A 12949-nucleotide genomic window follows, 5' to 3' on the forward strand; every position below is an offset into this window, starting at 1 on the left:
TAAATTATGGCAGGTGTACAAGAAACCGCACAGTGGGAAAACCACGTTTACAGAATTGAAGAAAATGACCCAGTCCACGGAGGAGAAAACGGTGTAACCAATAAGCCAATTAAGCACCTAGCAAACCGCACGCTCTATCTGCGTAGATTGCTCACCGAGGCAGGACAACGCATTAACCCGAAAAAAATCACAGCTACCAGCAAAAATAGTAATGATTTAACTGGGCATACTCACGAGATTGACCACGCAAGCCTAACGCAAAAAGGCATTGTGCAGTTAAATGCGAGTATCCAATCAACTAGCACAACTGAGTCTGCAACCCCTTCAGCAGTTAAAGCAGCCTATGATAAAGCAGCAACAGCAGAACAAAAAGCGACATTGGCAAATGAGAAAGTCGAGGCGATTAAAGTAGGCGGACGAAACCTCCTCATTCAATCCAACACCCCACACAACGGGAATGCGTACTCAGTCAGATACGCATTGGCTGAGGCTCCGAAAGTAGGCGAAGAGATTGTAGTCACTCTATGGGGTGAACTTGGCTCTCAACGTACCGGAATTGGCGTTTATAACTCTCAAGGCACTACCGAGTTGGCAAAACTGGTCAAAATTCGTGATGGAGTTTATCAAGGTAAAGGCATTTGGCGTAAGCCGATGAGTGAGGGACGAGAGCGAACGCCTAACGACACGCACCTGAATGTGTATTTTTACCCGAAAACCGCAACAGATAATAACCGTATTGACAGAATACAGCTTGAGCGTGGTTCAATCGGCACAGATTGGACGCCAAACGAGGCAGACTTACAGGCAGAGATTAGTGCAATCCGCACTAAACTAATCCCTGTACGGGGTGGCAATGTTGCTACAACCTTAAATGCGGCTAAGCGGTCGGATTGGTTTAGAGAAATGCAAATCCCTTATCAAAGTGGTTGGGGGTATTACACCCAAGCATTTCATAACTCTGGGACGCAACATAATTACAGCAATCTACCGCAGACAGGTCGTTATTATTTTATTGCCGAACTCTATCATAACTCTGGTTATTCTCACTTGCGTATCACCTATCCAAGTTTAAAACGCACCTTTGAGAGTGCTATCAACCTTAACAATGAGGATTTGATTCTAGATTGGCGTGAGGTGGTGTTTTTAAAAGATGGATTGTATCAAGGCACTTTTAAAACAACAGGCACACTAGAGTCTGCTTATCGTCTAAGAGCGGCTCGTGATGATGAACGTTATCAGCCATACCTGCAAATGGTCGATATGGGCTATGACCTTGCCAATCCCCCGGTAGGAAAAAACAAAATTATTGGCAGTGTTGATTATTACGTTAAAAACGGCACAAGCGAGTCTTCCAAAGCGACGATGATGGCAGCGGCAATGCCTGACAAGAACGTATTTTGGGAAGTAGCATTGTGGAATGCAGCACAGCAACGGAATGTGTTGTTTAAGGGGTATAGCAAGACTAACAATTTGAGTATTGGTAAAACCACCGACAATGAGCGAGACCGAGTACAAGTCAATGGCACAATCCAAGCCACCGCACCGGCTGATAACGCCAATAACGACCAAGTGCCGACTACGGCTTGGGTGCGTAAGATGGCTAAGCCTCTATATGATGCGGCATTTAAAATTGACACTGCTAATCAAAATAAAAATTTGAATACTCTTCTTGGTAAAAATACAGTCTGGGGGGTTGCCGGTAGAGAGGCTAACACGACTAAATTAGGCAATATTTACAATTACGGTGTAGGACTTACCTTAAGTGCAGCTGGTGCAAATGCAATGCTCTATATCCCTCATTCGAGAGCAGGACAAAATAATGGCGTTTGGGTGCAATCATCATTTACCGGTAATGAGGCAGCTCCGGTATGGCAAAGGATTGATGGCACAGACTGGGGGGACATCCGGAATAATCCACTTAGTCACGGCAACGGTATTTTACATTACAACGGCAGTTATTTAAGTGTTGTTGCAAATAATGGGGACTATGCTGGCTTTGAGGTAGTAAGAAGAGGCAATCAAGGTAATTTTACAGTACGGTATGAGCCTTTGCCGGATAAACGTATTAAATGGTGGGTACAAGGCAGCCACGAGATATTTATGCCAGCCAAAGGTGGCACAGTCGCTTTAATTAGCGATATTGCTAATACTGTTAAAGCCTCTGTCAGTCGTAGCACAAAATCCCGTACTATTAACGGTAATAGTGCTGATGATAACGGCACAGCGAAGAAAATGGAGCTGGTCGGTGAGGTAGTGGTTTATCCGGACGGTAAAATTGAACAGTTTTTTCATCTGAAACAGTTTAGGGATATTTGGTTCGCAAAAGAGGAGAATGCAGTAGGTATTGCTAACAGAGATTATTGGGGGAGATTAATCCCTATCCCGCTTTGGACGGCAATGCCGAATAAGGTGTTGTATGTGGATGCACAGCTTGCTCGCAGTAGTAGCTCAACCTTAAGTCCAATGTATACAACAGAAGCCGTAGAACACCAAGTAGCGTGGGCAGTCCGTAAACAAGGTAATAACAAAGGACAAGTATGGATAGATATTGGCCGAATTCTTGGGGGAGCGTCGGAACATATCGACTTGATTGTTAAAGTGGAGGGTTATTAAATGGCATATTTTGTGAATGTGATTGATGAGCAAGGCAATTATGAGCTAATTGATGATGAGTTTATTGGGCTGTATCCGGATTTGGATTTTAACACATTACCCAAACTCACGGATAAGCAATATCAGACCTACCTTGCCAAAGCAAACGGCAAAGAGCGATTTGTAAATGGCGAATTTGTGTATGAGCAAATTAAGGTGGATATGCAAGCGGTCATTTCCACTGAAAAATCTGCAAAGTTAGCAGAGATTAACCAAAAAGCACAAGCCTTTATCAATGATTTAGCCAAATACAACGAAACGCCTCAGTTTGAGCGTGACACTTGGCTTGAGCAAGCGAAAGAGGCAAAAGCGTGGGTGGCTGACCCAACCGTACAAACGCCAACCCTTGAGTTAATTGCGCAAATGCGAGGCATACCGCTCGACACGCTACGCCAAAAAGCCTACGAAAAAGCGATGGCGTATCAAACGGTGGCTGCTATTGTAGCAGGGCAACGGCAAGGATACGAAGACCGCCTAGAGCAAGCGGAAACCTTAGAGCAGATTCAGGCGATTGAGCCGATGTATCAATTACCGCAAGGAGCAAACAATGAGCAAACTGACTAAATTAAAATCGTGGAGCTACCACGTCTTAATTGCAATAGATCAACTCTTTAACGCTCTCACCGGTGGAGCAGCGGACGAAACATTTTCTAGCCGTTGCTACCGTGGTGCAGTGCTTGCGGAAAATCCGAAAAAACGTTGGCGTTTTTGGCACTCTTTTGTGAATTGCTTATTTTTAGACCCAAAGCACTGCTACTCCGCTTATAAAGCGGAGGTACACCGCAAGCAGTATCCGAAGGCATTTAGACTTGGGGGGATTTAATGAAAAAGCAAAACTTAAAATTAGTGCGGGGCGATGATGTGAGTTTTAGATTCAGCATTAAAGACAGCACCGGACAACCTCTTGCGTTAAAGGATTTGCGGTTTGATTTGCACTTAGTCAGCTATCAAGGTGAGGTGCTGATTGCTCTCTCTACTGATGATGGCAGTATTGAGACAGCAGAGGCTGGTCAGATGGTGTTACATTTTAGTCACCAGCAAACTGCTCGAGCTGAATGGACAAGTGCCAATTATGACTTGCAACTCACTACCGCAGAGGGTAAGAGAAAAACGATTATGTATGGCGTTGTGCAACTCACGCACGACTATACAAGAGTCTAGGAGGTGGAGATGACCTCTATCATTGAACTAGACCTGACTGATGACCTCATCATTGAGGTGCAGTTAGATAGCACAATCATTACCGGCGATAGCTTTTTAGCCAACCTGCCGGATTTACTCCAAATTTACAACCAAGCAAAGTCAGATAGCAGTAAGGAGCTTAACAATGACTAAACACAAAAACCACGAAAACCACCCGATTGCTATAACATTCTACCAACTTGGCAAAGATGTCGGCGACATTAACCGCCGGCTAGCGGTTATTGAGCAACGTGAGCAATCAGCACAGCCAAGCCAACCACAAGCTGAGGCGGTTACAATGCCACAGCAAGATGCTGTTGCCATTAATAACATCAATGCCGTTTTGGAGGCGGTCGAAAAATACAAAACTTTTGAAAAATACAACACTCAGTGGCAAGAGCGTTTTGAAAAATTCCTGTCTCGTAACCCGAATGATTACGAGTTAAGTGAAGAGCAACGCCAAAAACTTTACCACACGATGTGCCAGCATTTGTGGCAGGTGAACTTTACTGAAATCAATAGTAAACAGTATGAATTACCGATCCCGCAACAATTCCAGGGTAAGTTTGGCTATATTGTCAAAACCTCGGGCGGTAGCACAGAAATTAGTTTTGAGTTGCTATCTGAAACTCACAGCACTTATCTTTATCCGGATAGCTATATTCCCGAGGGCGGTGGCGATGTAATGCTCAAGCCGGCTTATATTTATTTAGTGATTCCGGACTTAGTTGCAATGCGTGAGCCGGAGGTGGTGGGGGTTTCACCGCTGAAACTGAACATTCTGCAGAAACACCTGCTGACACCTCAGAAACTACAGGAGCAGAAGCCCTTGAACACGAAGGCAAACTGATTGATGGCGTATGGCATTTTGAGCAAGAGCCGGTAAATCCACCGAGAGATCAGAATTATTATGTGGCAGGTAACCTGTTCTACAACGGCATACCGGATTGATAAATTGATGTTTCAGTAAACCTAATTAGGGGGGAATCCCCCTTTTTTATTATTATAAGGAAAGAAAATGAATAAATCTTTAGTAGCGTTAGCTGTTGCAGCGATGGCATCGAAAGCACAAACTAAACAGCAAGCAAGCATTGTGAGATAGAGAAAGTATTTAAACAAGCTCCTTTACCCTTTTCAGGGCAAAAACGGATGTTTTTATCCCATTTCAAACAGGTGTTAAATGCAAATATTGAAGCAGACGGGAAAGATTGGACTATTATAGATGTTTTTGGTGGGAGTGGGTTGCTTGCACATACCGCAAAGCGTGAGAAACCGTTAGCAAGAGTGATTTATAATGATTTTGATAATTACGCCGAACGGCTAAACCATATCAAAGAGACAAATCAACTTCGCCAAGAAATCTACCAAATTGTTGATGAAATTATACCAAAAAATAAGAGAATTAGCAATGAAATTAAAGCTAAAATCATCAATAAAATCAATGATTTTGAGGGGTTTAAAGACCTCAAATGCTTAAGTTCTTGGTTATTGTTTAGCGGTGAGCAAGTTGCAACTTTAGATGAGTTATTTAAGCACGATTTTTGGCACTGTGTGCGGCAAAGTGACTATCCTGAAGCAACGGGTTATCTTGATGATATTGAGGTGGTTAGTGAGTCCTTTCATCAATTATTGCCGAGATTTCACGACAAAGAGAAAGTATTATTGATTCTTGACCCACCTTATCTTTGCACAAGGCAGGAAAGCTATAAGCAGGAAAATTACTTTGATTTAATTGATTTCTTACGGTTGATAGACCTTACTAAACCACCTTATATCTTCTTTAGCTCAACCAAAAGCGAGTTTATTCGCTTTATTCACTATATGGTTCAAAACAGAAAAGAAAACTGGCAAGCGTTTGAGGGAGCGGAAAGAATAGTGGTTAATGCCTCGGCAAGTTATAACGGCAAATATGAGGATAATATGGTGTATAAGTTCTAAAAATTTAAACGCCCTTTGATAGTGATTTAAAGGGCGTTAAAAAACCATTAAAATTAAGAAAGTAAAGCTCCTGTTTTCTTTCGTAGTTTTCGTGGTTGCGTTTCGCAGTTTTGTTGGCTCGCTACATTGATTTTTGTTGCAGATGCTATTTTATTTATTATTTTGTTAAATACCTTGCCTTTTACGCCTGAAGCCAATAAGGGGTTGGCATTGTTAATTTTCATTGCCGTCTTATGGCTAACAGAAGCATTACACGTTACGGTTACGGCATTATTAATTCCGATTTTGGCTGTAGCACTGGGGCTGGTTAAATCAAAAGAAGCTCTTGTTGCTTTTGCTGATCCAACGATTTTCTTATTTTTTGGAGGCTTTGCCTTAGCGACAGCATTACACATTCAGTAGCTAGATCGTATGATTGCCAATAAAATTATGGCATTAGCTAAAGGTAAATTATCGATTGCAGTTATTTTATTTGCGGTAACAGCGTTTTTGTCAATGTGGATGAGTAATACAGCTACAGCTGCAATGATGTTACCTTTGGCAATGGGGATTTTAAGTAAACTTGATCAGAAACAGAACCACAATACTTATCTTTTCGTGTTATTAGGAATTGCTTATAGTGCCAGTATTGGTGGAATGGGTACTTTCGTGGGAAGCCCACCGAATGCGATTGTTGCTTCTCAATTGAATCTGACTTTTGCTGATTGGTTAAAATATGGTTTGCCAATTATGCTAATTTTATTCCCATTAATGATTGCAACACTATATATCGTATTTAAACCAAATTTTTCAGTTAGTTTTGATCGATCATTTGAGAAAATTGAATTAAATCGTTCTCGTATTATCACCTTGGCTATTTTCGTCTTTATTGCGCTTGGTTGGATTTTTGGTGATAAAATTAACCCTATTATTTCTGCATTTCTGGGAATTAATGGCAAAATTGCGAGCTTTGACACCATTCTTGCATTGATTGCCGCAGCACTTATTTGCATTACTCGTGTCGCAAATTGGCAACAGATTCAAGAAAACACCGAGTGGGGGGTATTATTCCTATTTGGTGGTGGTTTGACGTTAAGTGCTGTATTAGGACAAACTGGTGCGAGCAAAATTATGGCTGATGGGGTCGTCTCACTAATTGAAGGGGGGCATTTTTACCTAATTGGTTTAATTGTGGCAGCATTTATTATTTTCCTAACTGAGGTTACCTCTAACACAGCCAGTGCGGCTTTGTTAGTGCCGATTTTCATCTCTATAGCACAAGCATTAAATATGCCACCGGTCGGATTAGCCTTAATTATTGGTCTAGGAGCATCTTGCGCCTTTATGTTGCCGGTTGCCACCCCACCGAATGCGATTGTATTTGGTACAGGGCAAATTAAACAAAGTGAGATGATTAAAGTTGGTTTCTGGCTAAATATTATCTCTATCTTTGTGATTGCGACTGTTGGGTATCTCTTCTGGTTGTAATGTTAAAACAAACTAAAATAGCCGAGTATTTACTCGGCTATTTGTATTATAGAGGATTAGCTACCCCAAACTTCTTCCGCAATTTCTTTAATTAAGTTTAGTTTCGCCCATTGTGCGGCTTCGGTTAAAATATTGCCTTCTTCGGTGGAGGCAAAGCCGCATTGTGGTGATAAGCATAGCTGATTGATTGGCACAATTTGAGCCGCTTCTTTAATACGCTCAATGATCGCATTTTTATCTTCTAAATCGCCAAATTTAGAGGTAATTAAGCCTAGTACCACTTGTTGATCTTTAATGTGGCGTAGTGGCTCGAAAGTGCCTGCACGTTCGGTATCGTATTCTAAGAAGAAGCCGTCAACACGGCATTTATCGAATAATACTTCGGCAACCGGTCCATAACCGCCTTCCGAGAACCAAGAAGAACGGAAGTTACCACGGCAGATGTGCATCGTAATTGACATATCCGCCGGTTTTGCATCAACAATACGGTTTAATAATGCGACATATTTTTCCGCTAAATCAGTTAAATTAAATCCTCTGGCTGCAAACTCTTTCCGTTTATCTTCGGCACAGAATTGTCCCCAACTGGTGTCGTCTAATTGTAAGTTACGTAGCCCCATATCGTAGAATTTGTGCATTGCTTTGATATAAGCATTAGCAATATCATCGTACAGTTTTTGTTCGTCTTGATATTGTGGTAACGGTTGGTAATCTTCCGCACGCACACAGCAGATAATATGTAACATTGTCGGTGCCGGAATCGTGAATTTGGTTGGGTAATCGCCGGCAGCTTCTTTTAAAAGACGATAAGCGTCCACAAAAGGGTGGCTTTCGGAGAAATCAATATCGCCCACGATTTTTACCGTTTGCCCTTTGGGTTTATGACCGGTAAAGTTCACGTTAAAGACTTCGGTTTCTTGCCAATCCATTCCATCAAGTTCAGCTAAGAAATCTAAATGCCACCAAGTCCGGCTAAATTCACCGTCAGAGACTGCTTTTACACCGTGTTGCTTTTGCAACTCAACTAATTTTTTGACCTCTTGGCGTGTGACTTCACGCAATTCGTCACGGGTGATTTTTTGCTGATTGAAATCTTCTCTGGCTTTTTTTAACGCATCGGTACGTAGAAAGCTGCCTACAATATCATTACGATACGGGGCTTGAGTGCGGATTGTTGCTTCCGGAAATAATTGGCTCATAAATTACTCCTTGTAATTGTATTGGTTATAAACGCCGTTAATGATAGCAAAAAGAGTAATAAAAAGCCCTTCATTAGCTTATGAAAATTAATGAAGGGCAATATGAAAATTTTTACTGTGCAAGCGGTCATTTTCGAGCAATTTTTTGCAAATTTTTACGATAAATCCACCGCTTGTAAGGTACGAGCGAGGACGCTCGCACCATCGGAGACATTATTGTGTTGCAACAATCTGCCCGTTTTGGTAATCCACCGTAACGGCTTTATTCGGTAATAATTTACCGCTTAAGATCTGTTGAGCAAGCGGATTTTCAAGCTCTTGTTGAATCGCACGTTTCAGTGGTCTTGCTCCGAACAGCGGATCGAAACCAGCCTTGCCGATATGATCTAATGCTGCATCGGTTACTGTCACCTCATAGCCTCGTTCTGCCAAGCGTTGGATTAAGCGTTGTAGCTGAATCTTCGCAATCGAACGGATATGCTCTTGACCAAGTGAGTGGAACATCACCGTTTCATCAATACGGTTGATAAATTCAGGGCGGAAGTGCTGTCCGACGACTTCCATCACCATTTCTTTAACCACATCATAGCCTTTATACGCATTTTCTCGAATTAAATGCGAGCCTAAGTTTGAGGTCATAATCACTACCGTATTGCGGAAATCGACTGTTCTGCCTTGCCCGTCGGTTAAACGCCCGTCATCTAACACTTGCAATAAAATGTTAAACACATCAGGGTGAGCTTTTTCCACTTCATCAAGTAACACTACCGAATATGGATGGCGGCGAACCGCTTCGGTCAAATAGCCGCCTTCTTCGTAGCCGACATAGCCCGGAGGTGCGCCCACTAAGCGGGATACGCTGTGTTTTTCCATAAATTCAGACATATCAATTCGCACCATAGCATCAGGATCGTCAAACAAGAAATTAGCTAAGGTTTTGCTTAACTCGGTTTTACCCACGCCGGTCGGTCCTAAGAATAGGAATGAACCAATCGGTTTATTCGGATCGGAAAGTCCGGCACGGCTACGGCGAATCGCATTTGTCACCGCATCAACGGCTTCATTTTGCCCGATAACCCGAGCGTGTAATACTTCTTCCATACGAAGGAGTTTTTCCTTCTCGCCTTCCATCATTTTTGCAACAGGAATGCCCGTTGCTTTTGAAAGCACTTCCGCAATTTCCTCTTCGGTGACTTTAGTACGGAGGAGCTGAGCATCTGCATTTTTTTCGCCATTTTCGACCGCTTGTAACTGTTTTTCCAAGTTTGGAATCACGCCATATTGCAATTCCGACATCTTCTCGAAATCGTTTTCACGGCGAGCCTGATCCATCGCAATTCGGGCATTTTCCAACTCCGATTTAATATGCTGTGTACCAAGTAAGGCGGATTTTTCCGCTTTCCAGATTTCTTCCAGCTCGGAATATTCACGCTCTTTCGCTGCCATTTCTTCGTCTAATTTGGCTAAACGCTGACGGCTCGCTTCATCTTCCTCTTTTTGTAACGCTTGGCGTTCCAATTTGAGTTGGATAATGCGGCGTTCTAATTTATCCAACGGCTCAGGTTTAGAATCAATCTCCATACGCAGGCTTGAAGCGGCTTCATCAATCAAGTCAATCGCTTTATCCGGCAATTGACGGTCAGACACATAACGGTGCGAAAGCGTTGCCGCCGCCACGATGGCAGGGTCTGTAATTTGAACGTGATGATGGATTTCATAACGCTCTTTCAAACCACGTAAAATCGCAATCGTATCTTCAACCGTTGGTTCGTCCACCAATACTTTTTGGAAACGGCGTTCAAGGGCTGCATCTTTTTCAATGTATTGGCGATATTCATCAAGGGTTGTAGCCCCCACACAGTGCAATTCACCACGGGCAAGGCTTGGTTTTAATAAGTTGCCGGCGTCCATTGCTCCGTCTGTTTTGCCTGCTCCAACCATCGTGTGAATTTCATCAATAAAGAGGATAACTTGCCCTTCTTCTTTCGCCAGTTCGTTTAAAACCGCTTTTAAACGCTCTTCAAATTCACCACGATATTTCGCACCGGCAATTAATGCTCCCATATCCAGCGAAAGTACACGCTTATTTTTCAAGCCTTCCGGCACTTCGCCGTTTACAATACGCTGTGCCAAGCCTTCTACGATCGCAGTTTTACCGACCCCCGGTTCACCGATTAATACTGGGTTATTTTTAGTGCGGCGTTGTAAAACTTGTACCGCACGGCGGATTTCTTCATCACGACCGATTACCGGATCTAGCTTGCCAGCTTTGGCACGCTCGGTCAGATCAATCGTATATTTTTGTAATGCTTGTCTGGTTTCTTCTGCGTTTTGATTATTCACGGTTTCTCCTCCTCGAATTTGGCTGATAGCTTGTGTCAGTTTTTCTTTGCTTAAGCCAAATTTTTTCCATAATTTACCTAAATCGCCATTATCCTCAATGCTTGCCAACACAAACAATTCAGAGGAAATAAAACTGTCGCCAAATTGTTGTGCGAGCTTGTCTGACTGATTTAACAATCTCACTAATTGCTGTGAAACCTGTGTATTACCGCCTTGAACTTGCGGCAAGCGGTCTAAAATAGCTTGCAATTCACTAATTAAGGTTTGCACATTGATATTTAATGCGGTAAAGAGAGGGGCAACAGATCCACCATCTTGTTTTACTAACGCATACAGTAAATGGGCAGGTTCGATATAAGGATTATCTTTTCCAACTGCAAGCGATTGGGATTCTGCCAAGGCTTCTTGCAGTTTTGTGGTCATTTTTTCAAAATTCATTTCTTTCTCCTTACAATGAGTTTAGAAAGTGTAAATTTTTATTTACATCTCTTGTTGAAACATTAAATGGAGCTTGGTAAATAATTTTCAAGTAAAAATGTGAAAAAGATCACAAAAATAAATAAAATAACTCTTGTTGGGTATCTTTGTGTTAAAAGTTTGATAAATATCAATTCATTTCTATTTCATTTCATTTACACTCTGCTAAAGTTTACCTCATTATAGGTATTCTAATTATTTTTGAGGATATGAAAATGAAAAAATCAACTTTAGCAATTATTTTAGGTGGGGCATTATTAACTGGAACTGCGATGGCACATCAAGCTGGTGATGTGATATTCCGTGCCGGTGCTGTGCATGTTAAGGCAAATTCAAGTTCAGATACGAAAACTGCGGTTGATATTGATTTAAAAGTAAAAAACAACACCCAGTTAGGTTTAACGGCCACTTATATGTTGGCGGATAATGTGGGTATCGAATTATTAGGTGCAACGCCATTCTCGCATTAAATCAATGCGATTGTGCCGGCATTAGGTGCAAATGCGAATTTAGGTCGTGTTGTGAGCTTAAGACAATTACCACCGAGCCTTTATGCTCAATACTATTTCTTTGAACCAACCGCTAAAGTGAAACCTTATATCGGTGCGGGTCTGAACTATACCCGTTTTTACCACGCAAAATCAGTACATGCAGCGGTAACGGATTTAAATGTGAAAAAACACTCTTTCGGACCGGTGGCGAATCTCGGTGTTGATGTGAAATTAACCGATAACATCTATTTCAACGCCTCAGCGTGGTACACCCGTATCAAAACCACGGCGAAATTCAAAACGCCAAGCGTAACTAATGATATGCAACACGAAGTAAAAGTAAAACTTGATCCGGTTGTCCTATTTGCCGGTTTCGGTGTGAAGTTCTAATTATTGTTGAGAACGAGTTGGGCTAATCTTAGTGATTAGCCCTTTTTGTTGCAGTTGTTTAGATATAGCCCGTTTCTACTTTTAATTGAAGAGATAATAAAATCTCACTATGCAAATATTTATTGGTGTAATTGGTAAATCTTGCTTGAAATTTTATAGATTAATCTCTATCTTATACACAACTGTTCGCCTTAACTTGCCAGTTAGGGCGTTTCTTTTTTTAATTTAATATTTAAGGATAAACTTATGAGCAATGTCATTCATACAACAGATGCTACATTTGAACAAGATGTTTTAAAATCAGATGTACCGGTATTATTAGACTTCTGGGCGCCTTGGTGTGGTCCTTGCCGTATGATCGGCCCCGTACTTGACGATTTATCTGTTGATGCACAATTTGATGGTAAAGTAAAAATTGTCAAAATGAACGTAGATGAAAATCCATCTGTACCAGCACAATTTGGCGTACGCAGCATTCCATTTTTACTATTATTCAAAAATGGTGAAGTGATTGCCCAGCAAGTTGGTGCAATTCCGCACGCACAAATGGCTGAATTTATCAAACAAGCATTATAATTTAAGGGGCTGTCCTAGATAACGACTAAAAACTCCATTTAGGTTAAGATACCCAAATGAGAAAAAGTCGTCTAAGTCAGTACAAACAAAACAAACTCATTGAGCAGTTTGTTGCAGGGGTAACAGCCCGAACAGCATCTGAGTTGGTCAATGTAAACAAAAACACGGCGGCGTATTACTTCCATCGCTTGCGGTTGCTTATCTATCAACATAGCCCTCATTTGGAAATGTTTG

10 protein-coding genes and 3 pseudogenes are annotated in these 12949 nt (G+C 41.7%); 11 read left to right on the forward strand and 2 right to left on the reverse strand.

Annotated elements, in window-relative coordinates; all coding sequences use genetic code 11:
• Positions 1-6 precede the first annotated feature (6 nt).
• The 8 genes and pseudogenes from EDC41_RS13880 to EDC41_RS08860 all read left to right on the forward strand — a co-directional run bounded on the left by EDC41_RS13880 (position 7) and on the right by EDC41_RS08860 (position 7239).
• Entirely contained in the window at positions 7-2613 is a 2607-nt protein-coding gene (locus tag EDC41_RS13880; RefSeq protein WP_235658931.1) for a tail fiber protein, read from the forward strand.
• Entirely contained in the window at positions 2614-3216 is a 603-nt protein-coding gene (locus tag EDC41_RS08825; RefSeq protein WP_115262488.1) for a hypothetical protein, read from the forward strand. It abuts the gene before it with no gap.
• Positions 3200-3475, forward strand: coding sequence for a hypothetical protein (locus EDC41_RS08830; protein ID WP_044427692.1), 276 nt, complete (start codon positions 3200-3202; stop codon positions 3473-3475). The genes EDC41_RS08825 and EDC41_RS08830 overlap by 17 nt, the downstream gene beginning before the upstream one ends.
• Positions 3475-3813 carry a hypothetical protein gene (locus EDC41_RS08835; protein WP_235658932.1) on the forward strand — a complete coding sequence of 113 codons (339 nt, stop codon included), beginning with the start codon at positions 3475-3477 and terminating at the stop codon, positions 3811-3813. The genes EDC41_RS08830 and EDC41_RS08835 overlap by 1 nt, the downstream gene beginning before the upstream one ends.
• Positions 3814-3822: 9 nt before the next feature.
• Positions 3823-3987 carry a hypothetical protein gene (locus EDC41_RS13545; RefSeq protein ID WP_006249633.1) on the forward strand — a complete coding sequence of 55 codons (165 nt, stop codon included), beginning with the start codon at positions 3823-3825 and terminating at the stop codon, positions 3985-3987.
• Positions 3980-4684, forward strand: coding sequence for a hypothetical protein (locus tag EDC41_RS08840; RefSeq protein WP_006249632.1), 705 nt, complete (start codon positions 3980-3982; stop codon positions 4682-4684). Before EDC41_RS13545 ends, EDC41_RS08840 begins: the two co-directional genes overlap by 8 nt.
• Positions 4685-4983: 299 nt before the next feature.
• Positions 4984-5772 carry a hypothetical protein gene (locus EDC41_RS08850; RefSeq protein ID WP_006249630.1) on the forward strand — a complete coding sequence of 263 codons (789 nt, stop codon included), beginning with the start codon at positions 4984-4986 and terminating at the stop codon, positions 5770-5772.
• Positions 5773-5898: 126 nt separating this feature from the next.
• Positions 5899-7239, forward strand: a pseudogene (locus EDC41_RS08860) (DASS family sodium-coupled anion symporter).
• 56 nt (positions 7240-7295) lie between these two features.
• On the opposite strand, the gene EDC41_RS08865 reads toward EDC41_RS08860, so the two are convergent.
• Positions 7296-8438 carry a 5-methyltetrahydropteroyltriglutamate--homocysteine S-methyltransferase gene (locus EDC41_RS08865; protein WP_006251668.1) on the reverse strand — a complete coding sequence of 381 codons (1143 nt, stop codon included), beginning with the start codon at positions 8436-8438 and terminating at the stop codon, positions 7296-7298.
• A gap of 213 nt (positions 8439-8651) precedes the next feature.
• Positions 8652-11219 (reverse strand): ATP-dependent chaperone ClpB, encoded by a 2568-nt coding sequence (clpB, locus tag EDC41_RS08875; protein ID WP_006251667.1) that lies wholly within the window; start codon positions 11217-11219, stop codon positions 8652-8654.
• A 254-nt stretch (positions 11220-11473) separates the two neighbouring features.
• Between clpB and EDC41_RS13885 the strand changes: the two are divergent.
• The 3 genes and pseudogenes from EDC41_RS13885 to EDC41_RS08895 all read left to right on the forward strand — a co-directional run.
• Positions 11474-12139, forward strand: a pseudogene (locus tag EDC41_RS13885) (OmpW/AlkL family protein).
• A gap of 246 nt (positions 12140-12385) precedes the next feature.
• Positions 12386-12715 (forward strand): thioredoxin, encoded by a 330-nt coding sequence (trxA, locus tag EDC41_RS08890; RefSeq protein ID WP_006250045.1) that lies wholly within the window; start codon positions 12386-12388, stop codon positions 12713-12715.
• Between the two features lie 56 nt (positions 12716-12771).
• Positions 12772-12949 (forward strand): annotated as a pseudogene (locus tag EDC41_RS08895) (IS1595 family transposase); the annotation flags it as partial.

This window comes from Mannheimia haemolytica (assembly GCF_004342115.1).
Classification (GTDB): Bacteria; Pseudomonadota; Gammaproteobacteria; order Enterobacterales; family Pasteurellaceae; genus Mannheimia; species Mannheimia haemolytica.

Excerpts from the sequence above, each read along its gene's own strand:
- EDC41_RS08835 (WP_235658932.1), top strand. The coding sequence starts at position 3,475 with ATGAAAAAGCAAAACTTAAAATTAGTGCGGGGCGATGATGTGAGTTTT.
- EDC41_RS08830 (WP_044427692.1), top strand. The coding sequence starts at position 3,200 with ATGAGCAAACTGACTAAATTAAAATCGTGGAGCTACCACGTCTTAATT.
- EDC41_RS08840 (WP_006249632.1), top strand. The coding sequence starts at position 3,980 with ATGACTAAACACAAAAACCACGAAAACCACCCGATTGCTATAACATTC.
- EDC41_RS08850 (WP_006249630.1), top strand. The coding sequence starts at position 4,984 with ATGTTTTTATCCCATTTCAAACAGGTGTTAAATGCAAATATTGAAGCA.
- EDC41_RS08825 (WP_115262488.1), top strand. The coding sequence starts at position 2,614 with ATGGCATATTTTGTGAATGTGATTGATGAGCAAGGCAATTATGAGCTA.
- trxA (WP_006250045.1), top strand. The coding sequence starts at position 12,386 with ATGAGCAATGTCATTCATACAACAGATGCTACATTTGAACAAGATGTT.
- EDC41_RS13545 (WP_006249633.1), top strand. The coding sequence starts at position 3,823 with ATGACCTCTATCATTGAACTAGACCTGACTGATGACCTCATCATTGAG.
- EDC41_RS08865 (WP_006251668.1), bottom strand. The coding sequence starts at position 8,438 with ATGAGCCAATTATTTCCGGAAGCAACAATCCGCACTCAAGCCCCGTAT.
- EDC41_RS13880 (WP_235658931.1), top strand. The coding sequence starts at position 7 with ATGGCAGGTGTACAAGAAACCGCACAGTGGGAAAACCACGTTTACAGA.
- clpB (WP_006251667.1), bottom strand. The coding sequence starts at position 11,219 with ATGAATTTTGAAAAAATGACCACAAAACTGCAAGAAGCCTTGGCAGAA.